At 64.7% G+C, this 19,384-nt stretch carries 11 protein-coding genes and 1 pseudogene; 10 read left to right on the forward strand and 2 right to left on the reverse strand.

The window, feature by feature from the left end:
* Positions 1-223: 223 nt before the first annotated feature.
* Positions 224-1,009: pseudogene (rpsB, locus tag ACDC66_RS06490) on the reverse strand (30S ribosomal protein S2); the annotation flags it as partial.
* A 332-nt stretch (positions 1,010-1,341) separates the two neighbouring features.
* On the opposite strand from rpsB, the gene ACDC66_RS06495 reads away from it, so the two are divergent.
* The 4 genes from ACDC66_RS06495 (at position 1,342) to ACDC66_RS06510 (ending at position 8,157) form a co-directional block, all read left to right on the forward strand.
* Positions 1,342-2,448, forward strand: coding sequence for a mechanosensitive ion channel family protein (locus tag ACDC66_RS06495; RefSeq protein ID WP_376695872.1), 1,107 nt, complete (start codon positions 1,342-1,344; stop codon positions 2,446-2,448).
* A 141-nt stretch (positions 2,449-2,589) separates the two neighbouring features.
* Positions 2,590-4,380 carry a hypothetical protein gene (locus tag ACDC66_RS06500; RefSeq protein ID WP_376695873.1) on the forward strand — a complete coding sequence of 597 codons (1,791 nt, stop codon included), beginning with the start codon at positions 2,590-2,592 and terminating at the stop codon, positions 4,378-4,380.
* 194 nt (positions 4,381-4,574) lie between these two features.
* Entirely contained in the window at positions 4,575-6,230 is a 1,656-nt protein-coding gene (locus ACDC66_RS06505) for a tail fiber domain-containing protein (RefSeq protein WP_376695874.1), read from the forward strand.
* Positions 6,231-6,393: 163 nt separating this feature from the next.
* A complete protein-coding gene (locus ACDC66_RS06510) occupies positions 6,394-8,157 on the forward strand; it encodes a tail fiber domain-containing protein (RefSeq protein WP_376695875.1) in 1,764 nt (587 codons plus the stop codon).
* Positions 8,158-8,209: 52 nt separating this feature from the next.
* Here ACDC66_RS06510 and ACDC66_RS06515 read toward each other — a convergent pair whose 3' ends face one another.
* A complete protein-coding gene (locus ACDC66_RS06515; protein ID WP_376695876.1) occupies positions 8,210-9,919 on the reverse strand; it encodes a proline--tRNA ligase in 1,710 nt (569 codons plus the stop codon).
* A gap of 154 nt (positions 9,920-10,073) precedes the next feature.
* Here ACDC66_RS06515 and pssA point away from each other — a divergent pair, with 154 nt between their 5' ends.
* The 6 genes from pssA (at position 10,074) to ACDC66_RS06545 (ending at position 19,379) form a co-directional block, all read left to right on the forward strand.
* Positions 10,074-10,856 carry a CDP-diacylglycerol--serine O-phosphatidyltransferase gene (pssA, locus tag ACDC66_RS06520; RefSeq protein WP_376695877.1) on the forward strand — a complete coding sequence of 261 codons (783 nt, stop codon included), beginning with the start codon at positions 10,074-10,076 and terminating at the stop codon, positions 10,854-10,856.
* Positions 10,853-11,329 (forward strand): hypothetical protein, encoded by a 477-nt coding sequence (locus tag ACDC66_RS06525; RefSeq protein ID WP_376695878.1) that lies wholly within the window; start codon positions 10,853-10,855, stop codon positions 11,327-11,329. The genes pssA and ACDC66_RS06525 overlap by 4 nt, the downstream gene beginning before the upstream one ends.
* On the forward strand, positions 11,329-11,823 hold the full coding sequence (gene rimI, locus ACDC66_RS06530) for a ribosomal protein S18-alanine N-acetyltransferase (RefSeq protein ID WP_376695879.1): 495 nt from the start codon (positions 11,329-11,331) through the stop codon (positions 11,821-11,823). Before ACDC66_RS06525 ends, rimI begins: the two co-directional genes overlap by 1 nt.
* A gap of 100 nt (positions 11,824-11,923) precedes the next feature.
* A complete protein-coding gene (locus ACDC66_RS06535) occupies positions 11,924-13,033 on the forward strand; it encodes an efflux RND transporter periplasmic adaptor subunit (RefSeq protein WP_376695880.1) in 1,110 nt (369 codons plus the stop codon).
* Positions 13,030-16,326: an efflux RND transporter permease subunit gene (locus ACDC66_RS06540; protein WP_376695881.1), complete on the forward strand. Its 3,297-nt coding sequence runs from the start codon at positions 13,030-13,032 to the stop codon at positions 16,324-16,326. Before ACDC66_RS06535 ends, ACDC66_RS06540 begins: the two co-directional genes overlap by 4 nt.
* Positions 16,323-19,379, forward strand: a complete 3,057-nt coding sequence (locus ACDC66_RS06545) for an efflux RND transporter permease subunit (RefSeq protein WP_376695882.1) — start codon at positions 16,323-16,325, stop codon at positions 19,377-19,379. The genes ACDC66_RS06540 and ACDC66_RS06545 overlap by 4 nt, the downstream gene beginning before the upstream one ends.
* Positions 19,380-19,384: the final 5 nt, after the last annotated feature.

Genomic DNA, 19,384 nt, shown 5'->3' on the forward strand with positions numbered 1-19,384 from the left:
TGGTCGCCTTCTTCTTGGCAGCCTTCTTCTTGGTCGCTTTCTTGGCAGCCGGCGCCGCCTCCGTTTTCTCTTCGGAAGTGGCCTCGGCCGGCTCTTCCTTGGCCGCCGGCGCTTCGGCCGGAGCTTCTGCCTTCGCCTCGGCGGCCGGAGCTTCCGGCTTCTCGCCTTTCGCCTCGGTTGCGGGCTCGGCCTTGGCCGCGGTCTTCTTCTTGGCAGTCTTCTTGGTCGCCTTCTTCTTGGCGGCCGGCTTCGCGGTCTTCTGGACCGGATTGCCTTCGGCATCGAGTTCGACGAACTCGTCTTCGTCGCCTTCGCCCGGCTGCGGTACAGAGGCGCGGCCTTCCAGGATGGCGTCGGCGGCCAGCTGCGTGTACAGGCGGATGGCGCGGATGGCGTCGTCGTTGCCCGGAATCACGTAATCGATGTTGTCCGGGTTGTGGTTGGTGTCGACCACGGCGACGACCGGAATACCCAGCTTGCGCGCTTCGGCAACCGCGATATCTTCGTGGCCGACATCGATGACGAACATCGCGTCGGGCAGGCCGTTCATATCCTTGATGCCGCCCAGGCTTCGCTCGAGGCGGTCGCGCTCGCGGGTGAGGTCGAGTACTTCCTTCTTGACCAGCTTGTCGAACGTGCCGTCGGTCTCCATCGCCTCGAGTTCCTTGAGGCGGTTGATGGAGCCGCGCACGGTGCGGAAGTTGGTCAGCATGCCGCCGAGCCAGCGATGCGAGACAAAGGGCATGTTGCAGCGCCGGGCTTCTTCTTCCACGGCCGTGCTGGCCGCACGCTTGGTGCCGACAAAAAGGATGTTCCCGCGACGGGCGGCGAGCCCGCCCAGGTAATTCAGTGCGTCCTTGAGAAGCGGCAGGGTCTCTTCGAGGTTGACGATGTGGATCTTGCCGCGAGCGCCGAAGATGTAGGGTTCCATCTTCGGGTTCCAGTAACGGGTCTGGTGGCCGAAATGCACGCCAGCTTCGAGCATTTGGCGCATAGTGACGTCAGGCATGTCTGTACTCCATTTTCGATGGACAACGAACCCGCCCGGAACCTTCCTTCGGGTCAGTCGGCGCAGCGCATTGTCCGGGGTTTAAGCCTCCGCTGATCCCATGCGGCGATCCTCAGCCCGTGAAGGCGGGACAACCCCGACGCATGTGTCGACCAGCGTGTGTAATGGTTCTTCACCCGGCTGGGCCGGGCAAATCCCGTCAATTATACCGGAGCCTTGGCGTGCGGCGCAATGCTTGTGAAGGCGCTGTCAGTCAACAGGCGGCGTTTCGCGCTAGACTGGGGATGAATACCGGGCGCCGCCCGCCTCAGACGAAATCAGGGAGTCGTCGCATGCAGGAAGATCACCCGGCCAGCGCGCCGGACTGGCTACCCGAATCCATTCACTTTGCCTGGGAATTTCTCGCTGCCTATCCCCTGGCACTCGCGCTGGTGGTCGCCCTTGTCGGGGTCGGCCTGGCCCTGCTGGGCCGGGGCTTCATTCTGTTCTGGGGGCACAAGGTCACGGCCCGCACCCAGAACGGACTCGACGAGAAACTGCTGCGCATTGGCGCGAACGTGGCCGCCATGCTGGTGGCCTATCTGGCCGTCGTGCTGGCCGTCCAGGTGATCGGCCTGGGCGAGCGTACCGAGCAGATCATCATTCGCATCCTCCTCAGCTTCCTGATCCTGCGCCTGATGCTTGCGGCCATGCGCGCCGGGCATGTCGGGCTGGAGATCGCCGCTCGCCTGCGCCAGCGCTTCTCCTTCGTGGAGGAGCGAACGCTGTCGCTGTTCGATCTGCTGCTGACGGTGCTCGTGGTCGGCGCGGCCGCTTACGCCCTGCTGATGGTCTGGAATATCGACCCGACCGCCTGGCTGGCCTCGGCCGGGGTAGTCGGCATTGCGGTGGCTTTCGCCGCCCGCGACACACTGGCCAACCTGTTCGCCGGGTTCTTCATCATTGCCGACTCGCCGTACAAGCTGGGCGACTATGTCGTGCTCGACACCGGCGAGCGCGGCGAGGTGACCAAGGTCGGGATTCGTTCCACGCGCATTCTCACCCGCGACGATGTCGAGATCACCGTGCCCAACTCGATGATGGCCAACTCGCAGATCTACAACGAATCGGGCGGCAAGTGGGAGCGCTTCCGTATCCGCATCAAGGTGGGCGTGGCCTACGGCAGCGATGTCGACGAAGTCGTCGAGCTGCTCGAGCGGCTCGCCTCCGAGCACGACACCGTCTGCAAGGACCCGACACCGCGGGTTCGCATGCGCGGCTTCGGCGATTCCAGCCTGGATTTCGAACTGCTGTGCTGGGTCGAGCGGCCGGTCGAGCGCGGCAAGGTCAGCCACGAACTCTACATGGCCGTCTACAAGGCGCTCAACGAGGCTGGCATCGAAATCCCCTTCCCGCAGCGGGATGTCTGGATGCGCGGCGACGCCGCTGGCGAAGCCTGATTTGTCGCAAGGCATTCCTGGCGTGTAGGCTGTGGCGGAACAGTCAGCGGGTGCGTTCGACCCGCAGCCTGTAGCCGTCTTCGGCATCGGTGCGGAGTACGCCCGCTGGGATTTCCAATCTACCAGCCAAGGGGAGACTCCGTGCGAATCGCGACGATTGTCCTGCTCTGTGCGTGTGCCGCTTTTTTCTCGCACACACAAGCTACCACCACCTTCACCTACCAGGGTCAGCTTCAGACCAACGAAGGAGCGGTCACCGATACCGTGGACTTCGAATTTTCGCTGTACGAGACCGAGAGCGGGAGCAACCAGGTGGGGACGACCATCACCCGTTCCGGCGTCGAGGTCGAAGACGGCCTGTTCCAGGTCGAGCTCGATTTCGGCGCCGGCGCGTTCGACGGCAGCCCGCGTTTTCTCGAAATCGCCGTGGACAACGGCGAGCCGCTCACGCCGCGCCAGCCCGTGACCGCGGCGCCGGTGGCAGGGTATGCCCTGGACGCGCCCGATACCCTGGATGGGCTCTCCTGCGACCCGGATCAACGGGTGGCCTGGAACGGAAGCGACTGGATCTGCGCCGATCCCGTCGACGACGACACGCTGGCCGAACTCGAATGCGGTGCCGACCAGTTGACGGTGTTCGATGGCAGCCAGTGGCAGTGTGCGCCGATGGACGAGACCGGCATCCTGGCCGAACTCGCCTGCGCCAACAGCGAAGTGCCCAAATGGGACGGTTCGGCCTGGCAGTGTGCGAGCGACCAATTCGAGGCGGCGGTTTGGTCGCTGGACGAAGGAGATGCCGTGTTCGAGGGCGGCAATGTCGGGATTGGCGGGCCAGCCGATCCATTTGCAAAATTGCAGGTGAGCGACGATTCAGGTTCCGGGAACGGGGTGCAGGTTTTCGTGGAGGCGGATGGCTACAACGCCGTTTATGGAAGTAATGACGTGGAGACCGGATGGTCGTACGGAGTTCGCGGTGAGACCGCTTCAGCAAGCGAGAACGCTCGTGGAGTCTATGGCTACGCACGCGAGATCGACGGCGCCGGCCAGGGTGTAACCGGAGAATCCAGGGGTAATCAATCGGGTGCGGCCGGTGTCTCCGGAATTGCCGAATCGACTAGTGGCGAGGTTCATGGTGTGCGTGGCACTACGCCGTCGACCCATGACGATGCAGCCGGCGTGCTGGGCGTGGCCAGCGGCGGTACCGGATATGCCCAGGGCGTGCGTGGCGTCGCCGAGAACGGGATTGCGATAGAGGCCCGGAATACCGGTGCCTCGGACTATCAGGTCGGCCTGTGGGCCACGATTGAGTCCGACAGCGGAGAGGCTGTCCAGGCCCGGGCGAGCGCGGAAAGCGGGCCAACATCCGGCGTGTGGGGCCGTGGCAATTCGCCCGACGGGTACGGCGTTCGCGGTAGCGGCGAAGCCGATAACGGCGAGGCGATAGGCGTTTATGGTCAGACCAATTCGCCCGACGGCTACGGCGTCTACTCACGCGATGCCATGCGCTCGGAGGGCGTGATCGAGGCCGACGCCGGTGTCCTGCATCGCCAGCGCGGCGAGCCGGGGACAGGCGAACTGGCCGACGGTGAGGTTATGGTCTACAACTCCGACGGCAGTGATGACTTCAACGCCGGCGACCTGGTCTACGCGATCAACGACGGCGGCAGCATCCTGACACAGACCCTCGTCGAGAAGGTCAACGCGTCGAGTCTCAGTTCCAGCGCCGAGCCCGCTTCCCGCCCGAAAGCGTCGCTGGCCTCGGACAGGACTTCGGATTCCGGCCGGACGACTCGAATCGAGTCGCTGGAGCGTGACAACCGGCGCAAGCAGGAACGTATCGATGAGCTCCAGCAACAAGTGACACGCCAGCAGCAGCGGCTTGCTCGCCTGGAAGAGGTCTTGCTGGAGGATCGTCGGGTGGCGGAAGAGTAGGCGCGTTCCGACCGCCAGGCGCGACAGGCGTATTAAGGCATCGATCGCAGCATTCAGTACGGTGAAGCGTGCTCCGACGCTTTAACTGCCCCAATGCCAGTACATGGATTTTCGCACATGATGTCTCAAACTGGCGGGTTTACACGTTACCTGTACTGTGGCTACGAATCATTCATTCCCCCTGAGGAGCATGCATGCGCGCCCTGTTTCTGATCACGGTCCTGTCGCTGACGGCCCTTCCGTCCGCCGCGCAGTCCGAAACCACCATCACCTACCAGGGCCAGCTGGAGGACGCTAGCGGGCCGTTTACCGGCACCCCCGGTATGGAGTTCAGGCTGTTCGACAGTCTGACCGAAGGCGGTCAGATTGGCACCGAGATCGTCTTGTCGGCGGTGCCCGTCACAGACGGCCTTTTCCAGGTCGAACTGGATTTTGGTGCACCTTACGGTGCCAGTCCAACTTACCTGGAGGTCATGGTCGGCGGCGAGACCCTGGAGCCGCGGCAACGAATTTCGGCAGCACCTCTGGCGGTTCACGCACTGTCGCTGGATGCTGCTTATGGCGACAATCGCTTCTGGAAACTGGACGGCAATTCCGGCACCACGCCCGGCACGGACATCCTCGGCACGACCGACGACACGCCACTGGAGGTCCATGTCAATGGCGTGCGCGCCCTGCGACTGGAGCCGGGCGACGGCCCCAACGTAATCGCCGGCAGCGCTGCCAACCAGGTTGCCAGCGGCGTGCGTGGCGCGAGCGTGGCCGGCGGGTGGGATCTGGGCGGCAATTTTGTGGCCGGCGACTTTGGCACGATCAGTGGTGGCGCCGACAACCTGGCCGGTGCCCCCGACGGGAATGAAAATACTCGAGGGTTTGCGACGGTTAGTGGGGGCACAGGTAATACGGCCAACGACGCATATGCGACAGTCGGGGGCGGTATCAACAATTTGGCCAGCGGGTATGGAGCAATGGTCGGAGGCGGGGCCGCCAATACAGCCAGCAAGTCATATGCGACAGTTGGGGGAGGCTTCAGGAATACCGCAAGCGGAGAATACAGCTTTGCCGCCGGGAACCGCGCCAAGGCTAATCACCGGGGCGCTTTCGTCTGGGCCGATTCGACGACCGACGATTTCGCCTCAACCGGTAACGATCAGCTTTTGGTCCGTGCAGCCGGCGGCGTCGGTATCGGCACGAACAGCCCCACCCGAGACCTGCATATCAAGCAGCGCAGCACCGACAACGCTGGAATTGGTCTGCAAATCGAACGAAGCGGCGCTAGCACCAACAACTGGGGGCTGTATATCGCTACGACGGATAATCTCGGATTTCGCTACAACGATGTACTGAAGTCCCGGATCGATGCCGATGATGGCGTCTACTCGACCTCATCCGACCGGAACGCCAAGAAGGACATTCAGGCATTGTCTGGAGTGCTGAGCAAGGTGCTGGAGCTCAAGCCCCGAACCTATCTAATGAAGGAGCAGGACGAGTCGTCTGTGCGCTCTCCCGGCTTCATTGCGCAGGAAGTCGAGCCCCTATTCCCCGCGACGGTAACCGTTCAGGACGGTGAGTACGCTCTAAAGTACAGTCAGATCACCGTGCTCAATACCGCCGCGCTGATCGAACTGAACGAGCATTTCAATAGCACGATGACCGGCCTCGAGAGTGAGTTCGAGAAACGCTTCGCGGCACTGGAGTCTGAAAATACCGATCTTCGAGCGCGCGTGACGGCATTGACGGCCGAAACGGGGCGAATGGAGGTCTTGGTGGAAAGAAACCGGGCGCTGGAAGACCGCCTGGCCAGACTCGAATCACTTGTTATTGAACAACAGGAAATCGCGGAGCGATAAAGATCGGGGGGGAAGACCCTTGCTGCGAGGTTGCGAGCGGGTTGCAGCCTGGGTATGACATTCCGGTAAGAGACTGTCCAGCAAAATTGCCTGGCAGGATGGGGTGTTACTTCCCGTAAGTGGGGTATTGGTCCAAAAAAAACCGACTGCGTAGGGAGGCGCCATGCTCCGGAGTACATACCAGGCCACGATTGGCCTTATTCTGCTGTTCATTTCAATCCCGCTTACGCTCGCTCAGACCACCATGACCTACCAGGGTCAGCTGCAGGACGGCAGTAGCCTGGTCGACGGCGAAAGCGTCGAACTGTACTTCGAACTCTACGACGACCCCGATCCGGGTAACGGCACGTTGATCAGTGATGACGGCCCGTTCAATGTCAGCGTCGAGGACGGCCTGTTCCAGGTTGAACTGGACTTTGGTGATGTCAACTACACCGTAGCGAAGTACCTGCGAATCCGGGTCGATGGCACCTGGCTGGATGGCACGCAGGAAATCACCACAGTACCGGTGGCCACCCGCGCGCTCAACGTGCTGCCTGGGGTGAGCGGCATCTGGAGCCAAAGCGGGGACGCCATCTCCTATTCGGCCAACGGGCAGGGTGTGATCTTCTCCCCCGATGGCAGCAGCGACCAGGGCCCGATTATCGCCATAGGCCATGGCAGCAACGACGCGAGCGCTCGGGGTGTGACCGTCTCTGGCGGCGGGCAGTCTGGTGCGCCCAATGTCGCCGGTGGTGCCTACGCCGTGATCGCCGGCGGATTCGGCAACATTGCCGACGGCCAACGAGCCGTCGTCAGCGGTGGCGCGGACAATGAAGCGCTGGGATTCTCGGCAACGATCGGCGGGGGACGGTTTAACGTCGCCAATAGCGTATCCACGACCATCGCCGGTGGACTGTCCAACGAAGCCACCGGCTCGAACAGCGTGATCGGCGGCGGCTGGCGCAACAAGACCGGTGATTCACTTTCCGTCGTTCCGGGCGGGCAGGAGAACGAAGCCCGGGCCAGGTACAGCTTTGCCGGCGGCTATAACGCTATCGTTCAGGCTGATCATCGCGGTGCCTTTGTCTGGGCGGACGATGTCAACCAACTGGACGGGATTGCCAGCGATCGGGGAGAGCCATTCCAATCGCAGGCCGCCAATGAGTTCGCCGTGCGCGCGACCGGTGGTGTGCGATTTGTCACGGACATCGATGACAATGGCGATGCGTTGCAGTCGCTGCACTTTAACAGTCAGGGACAAATGGGTATCAACCGGTCGAGCCCGCTGGCGGCATTGCACGTGGAATCCGCTTCCGGTGAAGATGCTTTCCGCTCCCGCATCGATGGCTTGACCGGCCTGCGGGTGCATGACAACCGCGGTGTATCAGTCGGTACTGCCGGCACCCCGCCGGCAGCCGGCCTGAGCGTATCGGGAGAGCTCGAACTCAATACCCTGGGATCGGGCGGGTCCCAGTTGTGCATCAACTCCAGCGATATCGTTTCGGAGTGCAACACCAGTTCGCGCCGATTCAAGCAGAACATTCAGTCGTTTGATGGGGCCAAAGAACGGATCGAACGATTGCGCGCGGTGCGGTTCAACTGGATAGAAACGGGTGAAACCGATATTGGCCTGATTGCCGAGGAGGTGGCCGAAGTGGCGCCCGAGCTGGCGCTGTATGAAGACGATGGCCAGGTGCGCGGGGTCAAGTATCGACAGCTCGGCGTCGTGTTGCTCGCGGCGATGCAGGAGCAACACCGGGAGATGGCAGCGTGGCAAAGGGAGCAACAGGATCGCCTGGCGGCGATGGAAGCCGAAAACGCCCGGTTGAGATCGGCGGTTGAGCGCAATGCAGAGCTGGCCGAGCGCAACCGCGATCTGGAAGGACGCCTGGCGGCGCTTGAAGCTGTTCTGCTCGAGAAAGAACGGGTCGCCCGCTCGGAATGAAACCGTGCCCGGCGGCGCGGCCTGCGCCGCCGGGCTTGCCACACGCGAGGCTTCAGCCCAGTTGTGACTTGATAAAGTCGACGACGTGATCCAGTGCGATCTCACCCTTCTCGACGCCACGCCGTCGGTACTCAACGATGCCGTTGTCCAGGCCGCGGTCGCCAATGACCAGTTGATGCGGAATGCCGATCAGCTCGGCGTCGGCGAACATCACGCCGGGGCGTAGCGGGCGGTCGTCCATCAGGACTTCCACGCCGGCCGCGGTGAGTTCCTCGTAGAACTTTTCGGCCTGCTCGCGGGCGCGGTGCGACTTGTGGCCGTTGACCGGTAGGATGGCGACCTGGAAGGGGGCCATCGGTTCGGGCCAGACGATGCCGGCCTCGTCGTGGTTCTGCTCGATTGCGGCGGCGACGATGCGGGACACGCCGATGCCGTAGCAGCCCATGGTCGGGTGGACGGCGCGGCCGTCCTCGTCCATCACCACGGCATTCATTGACTCGGAATACTTGCGGCCGAGCTGGAAGATGTGGCCGACCTCGATGCCGCGGATGATCTCGAGCTTGCCGTCGCCTTCCGGGCTGGGGTCGCCGGCGAGGACGTTGCGAAGATCGGCGACCTCCGGCAGGGCGACGTCGCGCTCCCAGTTGATGCCGAAGTAGTGCTTGTCGTCGGTATTGGCGCCGGCGCCGAAATCGCTCATCACCGCGACCTGGCGGTCGATGACGCAGGGAATGGGCAGCTCGACCGGGCCGAGGCTCCCGGGGCCGGCGCCGATGGCCGTCCGGATTTCTTCTTCGGTGGCCATCCGCAGCGGTGCGGCAACCATGGGATGTTTCTCGGCCTTGACCGCGTTGAGCTCGTGGTCGCCGCGTACCAAGAGCGCCACGAAATCGGACTCGCATTCGTCACTGGCCTCGACCACCAGGGTCTTGACGGTCTTCTCGATCGGCAGCTCGAATTGTTCGACCAGCGCGGCGATCGTCTTGGTATCGGGCGTGTCGATCAGGCGCATGTCCTCTTTCGGCTCAGCGCGCTCACCGACGGCGACGGCCTCGGCCAGCTCGACGTTGGCCGCATAGCTGCCGCCGGGTACGTGGGCGATGGCGTCCTCGCCCGAGTCCGCCAGGACATGGAATTCGTGGCTGACCGCCCCGCCAATCGCGCCGGAGTCGGCCTTGACGGGTTTGAACTTCAGCCCCAGGCGCTCGAAGATGCGCCAGTAGGTGTCGAACATCACCTGGTAGTAATCGGCCAGGCTTTCGTCGTTCATGTGGAAGGAATAGCCGTCCTTCATCAGGAACTCTCTGGCACGCATCACCCCGAAGCGCGGCCGGATCTCGTCGCGAAACTTCGACTGGATCTGGTAGAAGCAGATCGGCAGTTGCTTGTAGGAGCGCAGCTCGGCCCGGGCGAACTCGGTGATCACCTCTTCGTGCGTCGGGCCGAAGGCGAACTCGCGCCCGGCACGGTCGGTAATCTTGAGCAGCAGCGGGCCGAAGTCTTCCCAGCGACCGGTCTCCTGCCACAGCTCGGCCGGCTGGATGGCCGGCATCAGCATCTCCAGCGCGCCGGCGGCGTCCATTTCCTCGCGCACCACCTGCTCGACCTTCCTGAGCACCTTCAGGCCCAGCGGCGTCCAGCTGTAGATGCCTGAGGTGAGCTTGCGGATCATGCCCGTGCGCAGCATCAGCTGGTGGCTGACGATCTCGGCATCGGCCGGGACTTCGCGCAGGGTGGCGAGGTGGAAGCTGGAAGTTTTCATCGAATCGGGCCCGTTTCGCGGCGTTTGGCAAAGCAGGGAATTCTATCAGGCAGCCGGGCGTGACGCGCGCCTGCCCGCCCGGAGGCAAGCCAGCCGGGGTGGTGGAATGCTATTCTTGGCGCCCTGAATTCACGCTCTGAACTGCCGGATCACGATGGCCCAGGAAGAAAAATCCGAACAAGTACCGGCGCGCGGCGCGTTCCTGCTTCCCAATGCGCTGACCACCGGCGCGCTGATGGCCGGCTTTTTCGCCATCGTCTCGGCCATCGAAGGCGAGCCGGTTTCCGCCTGTATCGCCATTGTCATCGCCGGGCTCCTCGATGGCCTCGACGGCCGCGTGGCCCGATTGACCGGCACGCAGTCGGAGTTCGGCGTGCAGTACGACTCCCTGTCGGACATGGTGTCTTTCGGTATTGCACCGGCCGTGCTGGTGTTCACCTGGACCCTCGATTCCTTCGGGCATGCCGGAACCGTGGCCGCCAAGGCCGGCTGGCTGGGCGCGTTTTTCTTCAGTGCCTGCGCAGCCTTGCGGCTGGCGCGATTCAATACCCAGGCGGGCGTGGCCGACAAGCGTTATTTCCAGGGGCTGGCCAGCCCGGCGGCCGCCGGCATGCTGGTCGCCATCGTCTGGTTTTCCGACGACCGGCAGCTCAACCCGGAACTGATGTCATGGCCGTTACTGGTGGTCACGATCCTGCTGGGGACGCTGATGGTTTCGCGCGTTCGCTATTACAGCTTCAAGGCCGGTCCGCGCCGCGACCGCGTCCCGTTCGCCTGGATTTTCCTGCTGCTGGTCTTGCTGGTGCTGCTGGCCATCGACCTGCCGGCCGTGCTGCTGACGGTGGGCATTCTTTATGTGCTGTCCGGTCCGATCGTGACCATTCGTGGTCGCAATCGCCAGCGCATCCGTCGACGACGGGACGGAGACAATCCGTGATCCCCTCGCCTGCCTCGCACCAGCGTCTGCAAGCCCTGGGTATCGACGTCTGGGTGCGCCGGGATCGTCGTGCCGCCGCTTCCCGTTTGCCGGAAGTTGAACAGGCCGACGAGACCCCGTCCCGATTGGGTCCGGAAACCCCGCGCGTGCGCATGGCCTCCGGCGACGGCGACTGGCTCCTGGTGCAGGACGCACCCTGGGACGGTCGCCACGAAACGCTGCTCGGTGATATCCAGGCCGCTATCGGTTCGGCCCGCTGCCGCTTTGGCCAGTGGGCGCATTCCGACTCGGCCGGAGTTTCCGTCGCCGAACTGGACTCGCGCGGTATCCGTCACCTGCTGGTTTTCGGCCGGGCGCCCGACGGCACGGACGGGGTGGGTGTAATCCTGGCGCCCGAGCTGCCGCAACTGGCCACCAGCGCCGAGGCCCGGCGTCACCTGTGGCGCCTGCTGGCCGCGGAGCTCGACGACTGATGGCCGCGGTCCTGTCGCCACGGGTGGCCGTCCGCGCCATGGTGCGCGGCGACCTGGATACGGTCTTCAAGATCGAATCGGCCTCTTATCCCTTCCCCTGGACGCGCGGTATTTTCCAGGACTGCCTTCGCGTGGGTTATCGCTGCCACGTGCTTGATCTCGACGAGGGCGTGGCAGGGTATGGCATCGTCTCCCACGCCATCGACGAGGCGCACCTGCTCAATCTCTGCATCCACCCCGACCGGCGCCGTGGCGGATTGGCGAGCCTGCTTCTCGATCACCTGGTGCGTGAGGCGCAAATCGCGGATGTGGATCGGCTGTTCCTGGAGGTCAGACCCAGTAACAAGGCCGCGGTGAAACTCTACAAGCGCTACGGTTTTCACGTCATCGGACGCCGGCCCGGCTATTACCCCGCTGCGGAAGGGCGGGAGGATGCGATGGTGATGGTGTTGCACCTCGACGAGCGCACAAACACGCAGGTGCCAGGCAAGTAGCCCGCTTTCTCCGGCCATGACTTTTGGCCCATGTCGACCCGCCATGCTGGTGTTATAGTTCACCAACACACCAGATTGTCATCCCGAGGCGAGTCGAATCATGAACAAGACGCTGTTGCTCCTGCTGGTCGCGAGTCTGGGCCTGGCGACGGCCTGCGAATCCGGTCGTCCATCCGGCGGGGCCGAAGAGGACGAGGAAGCGCCGGTGGTTCCGGTCGAGGCGGTCGCCGCCCGGAACGACACGATCGAGGCCTATTATTCGGCCACGGCCACCCTGGAAGCTGACGGCGAAGCGGCGGTGGTGCCGCGTGTCGGCGGCCGCATTACCGCGATCGAAGTGGAAGAGGGTGACCAGGTAGCCGCCGGCGACGTGCTCGCGCGTATCGATGACGAGCGATTGAAGCTGGAGTTGGCCCGCGCGGAAGCCGATCTGAGACGGCTGCGCCAGGATCTGGAGCGCCAGCGCGAGATGCACGAGCGCGACATGATCAGTACCGAGGCCATCGAGCGCCTGCAGTACGAGTTCGAGGCACAACAGGCGGGACATGAGCTGGCCCGCCTGGAATTGTCCTATACCGCCATCACCGCGCCCATCGACGGGGTGGTCTCCGAGCGCATGATCAAGGTCGGCAACATGGTCTCGACCACCGAGCCGGTGTTTCGCGTGACCGCGCTCGATCCGTTGATCGCCACCCTGCATATACCCGAACGCGAACTCGCGCGCCTGGCGCCGGGCCAGATTGCCGCGCTCAGCGCGGATGCGCTCCCCGGCGAGCGTTTCGTGGGCGTGGTCGACCGTATCAGCCCGGTGATCGATGCGGACTCGGGCACCTTTCGGGTCACGGTGGAATTGCGCGACTCTTCCGGCCGACTTCGGCCGGGCATGTTCGGCCGCTTCGACATCGTCTACGATCGGCGCGAGCAGGCGGTGCTGGTGCCGGTCGAGTCCGTGCTGATCGAGGACGGCGAAGCTTCGGTCTTCGTCGTCACGGACGATGAGGCACAGCGGCGTAGTGTCGAGGTCGGCTACCGCAACAATGGCCACTACGAGATCGTGACCGGTATCGAACCGGGGGAATCGGTGGTCGTCACCGGCCAGGCCAGTCTCAGGAGCGGCGCGCGCGTGCAGGTGCTCGGTGAAGAGCCGCCGCAGGCCGCCAGCGATCAGGCGGTGGCCGAACACATCGAAGCGGTGGATGCCTCGTCATGATCCGATTCGCCACGCGCCGGCGGGTGACCATCGCGATGTTCACCCTGGCGGTATTGCTGTTCGGCCTGGTCTCGCTCTCGCGGCTCGACATCAGCCTGCTGCCGGACCTGGCTTATCCCACGCTGACCGTTCGAACCGAGTTCGCCGGGGCGGCGCCGGGCGAGATCGAAAACCTCGTCACCCGACCGATCGAGGAGGTCGTCGGCGTGGTCCAGGGCGTGCGGAGCGTGCGCTCGATCTCGCGCACCGGCCAGTCCGACGTGACCCTGGCGTTCGCCTGGGGTAGCAACATGGATCGCGCCGCCATCGACGTTCGCGAACGCATCGAGCGCCTGACCCTGCCGCTGCAGGCCGAGCGGCCGCTGCTTTTGCGCTTCGATCCCTCGACCGAACCGGTCATGCGCTTCGCCCTGGCGCGTGATACTTCCGAGGCGGCGCGCGAGGCCGATGCCGCCAGCCGCGTCCTGCCCGCCGACGAGACCGACGAGTTCGCCACCCTGCGCATCCTGCGCCGGCACGCCGAAGAGCGACTCAAGAAGGACATGGAGTCGATCGAGGGCGTGGCCGCCATCACCGTCTCCGGCGGCCTTGAAGACGAGATCCAGGTGCTGGTCGACCAGTATCACCTGGCCCAGCTGAATCTCGCGCCGGCGGAAGTGGCCAACCGCCTGCGGGCCGAAAACATCAATCTCTCGGGAGGGCGCCTGGAAGAGGGCACCCGGCAATTCCTGGTGCGTACGATCAACGAGTTCGAATCCGTTGAAGAAATCGCCGGCCTGATAGTCGCCACGCGCGACGGCGAGCCAATCTACCTGCGCGATATCGCCGAGGTGCGCGAGGGCTGGCGCGAGCGTGACGCCATCACGCGCGTCGATGGGCAGGAAATGGTCGAGCTCGCGCTTTACCGGGAAGGCGATGCCAACGTGGTGTCGGTGGCCCGGGCCGTGGAGCGACGGATGGGCTCGATTCGCGCCGAACTGCCCGCCGACCTGGCGCTTACCCGCGTCTACGACCAGTCGGTGTTCATCCGCAGCGCTATCAACGAGGTTGTCCAGGCGGCCCTGTTTGGCGGCCTGTTGGCCATTGGCGTGCTCTACCTGTTCCTCAAAAGCGCACGCGCAACCGTCGTTGTCGGCCTGGCGATCCCGATCTCGGTGATCGCCACCTTTGCGGCCATGTACGGTGCGGGTGTCACGCTGAACATCATGTCCCTGGGCGGCATTGCCCTGGCCATCGGCCTGCTGGTCGACAACGCCATCGTGGTGCTGGAGAACATCTCCGCCAAGCGTGAAAAGGGACTGGGCCTGATCGATGCCGCCCGCGAGGGCGCCGGCGAGGTCTCCGGCGCCGTGGTAGCCGCCACACTGACGACCATCGCCGTGTTCCTGCCGCTGGCTTTTGTCGACGGCATTGCCGGGCAGCTCTTCCGCGACCAGGCGCTGACCGTCACTTTTGCCCTGCTGGTGTCGCTGGCGGTCGCGCTGACCCTCATTCCGATGCTGGCCTCAATTGGAGAAAAGCCGCGCAATCGGGTCGGCGGTGACTTGCCGGAAGAGGGCGACACCCAGGGCGTGCGTCCCGATGGCCGGCTGGCCCGACTTCGCTACCGTGCGCAATCGGCGCTGACCTGGCTGGCCGTGCTGATCACGCGCCTGGTCGGCGGGCTGTTCCGCGGGCTTGGCGGGCTGCTCGGCCTGGCGCTTCGACCACTGGTGGCCGCGTTCAATCGCGGTTACGACATGCTTTCTGGCCATTATCCGGGCGTTCTCGAGGCCTCGCTGAGACGGCGGGGCCGCACGCTGTTGCTGGCGCTGGGCTTGTTTGCGCTCGCGCTTGCCCTGCTGCCGCGGCTGGGCATGGAGCTGGTTCCGGCATTGGACCAGGGTGAGTTCCGCGTCGAGATCGCACTATCGCCCGGCACGCCGCTGGAGCAGACCGGGCAGATGGTGGCCGGCCTGGCTTCGGTAGCGAGTGAATGGCCCCGGGTCGAGCGCACCGATGCCCTGGTCGGCACGGGCGATCGTATGGACGCCAATCCCGAGGAAGCTGGCGAGCACCGGGCCACGCTCAATGTCGTGCTCAAGCCCGGTTCGGACGGCGAAGCGGTGCGGGCCGCCCTGCGCAGCTACCTGGACGAGCGTCCGGGCGTGGACTACAACATCGGCCAGCCCGAACTGTTCACCCTGGCCACGCCGCTTGAAGTGGAGGTGGCCGGCTACGAGCTCGAGGAGCTGCGCGCGGTCGCGACGCGGATCGCCTCACGCATGGCCGAGTCGCCGCGATTCGCCGACGTGCGCTCCTCGGCCGAGCAGGGCTACCCCGAGATCCGCATCCGTTTTGATCACGAGCGCGCCGCCCGGCTGGGGCTCAGAGCCGACCAGATTGCCGACACCGTCGTTCGACAGGTGCGCGGCGACGTGGCCACGCGCTACAGCTGGCGCGAGCGCGAAATCGACGTGCGCGTTCGCGTTCTCGATGAGCAGCGCGCCTCGCCCGAGCGTATCGGACAGCTGGTGGTCAACCCTGGCGCGGAGCGCCCCGTGACCCTCGACGCCGTGGCCGATATCGATATTGCCGTGGGGCCCGGCGAAATCCGGCGCGTGGGCCAGCAGCGGGTCGCGGTGATCTCGGCCGAAGCGGGTTTCGGCGACCTGGGATCGGCCGCCGACGAGGCGCGTGAGATCATCGCCGGCGTGCCCATGCCGCGCGGCGTCAGTGCGCGCGTGGCCGGCCAGAGCGACGAGATGCAGCGCGCCTTCCGTTCGCTGCTGCTCGCCCTGGCCCTGGCGGTATTTCTGGTCTATCTGGTCATGGCCTCGCAGTTCGAGTCGTTGCTGCACCCCTTCGTGATCCTGCTGAGCATTCCGCTGGCGCTCACCGGCGCGGTGTTCGCGCTGTGGCTCACCGGCACGACCTTGTCGGTGGTGGTGTTCATCGGCGTGATCATGCTCGCCGGAATCGTTGTCAACAACGCCATCGTCCTGGTCACGCGCATCAACCAGCTGCGGGCCGAGGGCATGGTGCGTGAGCGGGCTATCGTCGAGGCCGGCCGGGCGCGGCTGAGACCGATCGTGATGACGACGCTGACCACCGCGCTGGGCCTGCTTCCGCTGGCGCTCGGGCTGGGCGAGGGCGCGGAGATGCGCGCGCCCATGGCGATCGCGGTCATCGGCGGCCTGCTGCTGTCCACGGCCCTGACCCTGGTCGTGATTCCGGTGGTCTACAGCTTGCTCGACCGGCGCCGCACGGACGCCGACAGCCAGGCGGCGCAAGCGGCCGCCCCGGCGCGATGAACCGGCTTCCGCGCCTGGCCATCCGCCGCCCGGTCACGACCTGCATGGTGTTCGTGAGCCTGGCGGTGTTCGGCCTGATCGCCACGCGCCTGCTACCGCTGGAGTTCTTTCCGGACGTCGACTTCCCCGGCATGATGATCGAGGTGCCGTATCCCGGCAGCTCACCGGAAGAGGTCGAGCAGCTCATTGCCCGGCCCGTCGAGGAAGCGCTGGCCACCATGGCGGGCATCCAGCGCATGATCACCAATGTCGGCCAGGACAACGTGAACCTGTTCGTGTTCTTCGATTGGGACGCCGACATGGATGCGCGCGGCGTCGAGGCGATGGACAAGATCGACGGTATCCGGCATCGCCTGCCCGAGGATGTCGATCGCGTCTTTGTGCGGCGTTTCACCAGTTCAAACGACCCCATCCTGGGCCTGCGCATCGGCTCCCAGCGCGACCTCAGCGACGCCTGGGAGCTGCTTGACCGCAACGTTCGCCGCCGGCTCGAGCGGATCGAGGGCGTGGCAAGCGTCGAAATCGATGGCGTCGAGCCGCGTGAAGTCCGCATCCTGCTGCACGCCGACCGCGTGGCCGCGCACGGCATCGACCTCAACGCACTGCGCGAGCGTCTGCGTGGCGCCAATTTCTCGGTGTCAGCCGGCTATGTCGAGGACGAGCAGGCCGGCCGACGGATTCGCGTCACCCCGCTGGGTACTTTTTCCGACATCGACGAGATTCGTCGACTGCCGGTCAACGAGCGCGGTCTTCGCCTGGGTGATATCGCCGAGGTCAGCGTCGAGTCGCCGCCGCGCCGCTACGAGCGCCTGCTCGATGGCCAGTTCGCCGTGGGCGTCAATATCTTCTCCGAGAGCGGCGCCAACCTGGTGGAAGTCTCGGGCGCCGTGCTCGATGAGATCGATGCCATCAACGGACTGCCGGAGATGGAAGGCATCAACCTGTTCGTCCTGTTCAGCCAGGCCGAGGGCGTAGTGCAATCGCTCAAGGACCTGGCACTGGCCGGCCTGATCGGGGCGTTGATGTCGATGGTGGTGCTCTACATCTTCCTGCGCCAGTGGGCGACGACGCTGATCGTGATGCTGTCGGTGCCGACGGCCATCCTGATCACGCTCGGGGCGATGTATTTCCTCGGCCTGTCGCTCAACATCCTGACCATGATGGGGTTGATGCTGGCCATCGGCATGCTGGTCGACAACGCGGTGGTCGTGACCGAAAGCATCTACCGCTGTCGCCAGCGTTTTCCCGACCAGCCGGGACGAGCCACCCTGATCGGGGTGCGCGAGGTAGCCATGGCGGTCACGGCCGGCACGCTGACGACCATCATCGTCTTTCTGCCCAATATCTTCGGGGCGCAGAACGAGATCACCTCCTTCCTGTCCTTTGTCGCCTACGCCATCACCATCGCGTTGATCGCCTCGCTGCTGATCGCCCAGACCATCATCCCGCTGCTCACGCTGAAGGTGCCGGCGCCGCCGCCGCCCAGGGCGGGCGGCTGGCTCAACCGCCTGACCGACGCTTATGCCCGCGTACTCGATTTCAGCTTGCGGCGTCGCTGGGTAACGGCGCTGGGTGTGCTGGTGCTACTGGCCAGCGCGATCGTGCCGCTGGGCCAGATCAAGACCAACATGTTCCAACAGGCCGAGGGCGACCGGCTGATGCTGCATTTCAATGTCGAAGGCAGCTATTCGCTCGAGCGGGTTCGACAGGACGTGGATCGCATCGAGAACTACCTGCGCGACAACCAGGCGCGCTTCGGATTCGAGTCGCTCTATAGCTACTACGCCGAAGACCGGGCCGAGACCACGCTGATCCTCGATCCTGACCGCACGGTTTCGAATGAACGAATCCGCGAGCTGGTGCGCGAGGACTTGCCGGCGATCGCCATCGGCCAGCCCGGCTTCGAAAGACAGGGCGGCAATGGCGGCGGCAGCGACTCGATCAGTCTCACGCTTCACGGTGAATCGAGCGAGCGCCTGTTCGAACTGTCCGAGGAGGTGGCGCGGGTGCTCTCGTCTGTCGAGGGCCTGGTCGATGTGCGTTCGGATGCTTCGTCCGGCGCCGAAGAGGTCCAGGTTCGCGTCGATCGCCAGCGCGCCATCCGGCATGGCTTATCGAGCGAGCAGGTCGCCCGGGCCATTGCCGTGGCCATGCGCGGCGAGCGGCTCAATGAGTTTCGCGGTCCCGAAGGCGAACTGACCATGCGCCTGGCTTTCCACGGCGGTGACCGCCAGAGTGCCGCGCAACTGGCCAACCTGCCCCTGGTCAACGACCGCGGCGAGCGGGTTGCCCTGTCCACGGTGGCCGAGTTCGAAACGGTGAGCGGGCCGACCAACGTCTTCCGGCTCAACCGGCGCACCAGCGTGAACGTGAACATGAATCTCGCCGACCTGTCGATGGGCGAGGCACGCGAGGCCATCAGCGAAATGATGGATCAGGTCGCGCTGCCGCCGGGTTACGGCTGGAGTTTCGGGCAGGCCTTCCAGCGCGAGAATGACGCCATGACGCAGATGGCCTTCAACATGCTGCTCGCGCTGGCGCTTATCTTTATCGTCATGGCCGCGCTGTTCGAGTCGACCCTGTTCCCGGCCTCGATCGTTACCTCGATCGAGTTCTCCTTCATCGGCGTGTTCTGGTTCTTTTTCCTGACCGGCACCGAGATGTCGCTGATGGCGATGATCGGCATGCTGGTGCTGATGGGGATCGTGGTCAACAACGGCATCGTGCTCATCGACCACGTCAACAACCTGCGCCGCCGCGGCATGCCGCGCGACGAGGCCGTCATCCAGGCCGGTCGCGATCGCCTGCGGCCGATCCTGATGACTGCCGCGACCACCATCCTGGCCATGATCCCCCTGGCGCTCGGCCAGACCCGCATCGGCGGCGACGGCCCACCGTACTTCCCCATGGCGCGCGCGGTCATCGGCGGCCTGGCCTTCTCGACCGTGATCAGCCTGGTGGTCGTGCCTTTCGTTTACGTGCTGCTGGATCGCCTGCGCGCCTGGACCCGCGAAGTCCGTCGCCGTGCGGCTGCGAGATTGCAAAAAACCTAGAAAGC

Origin of the sequence: Wenzhouxiangella psychrophila (genome assembly GCF_042310375.1) — a bacterium.
Lineage (GTDB): Bacteria > Pseudomonadota > Gammaproteobacteria > Xanthomonadales > Wenzhouxiangellaceae > Wenzhouxiangella.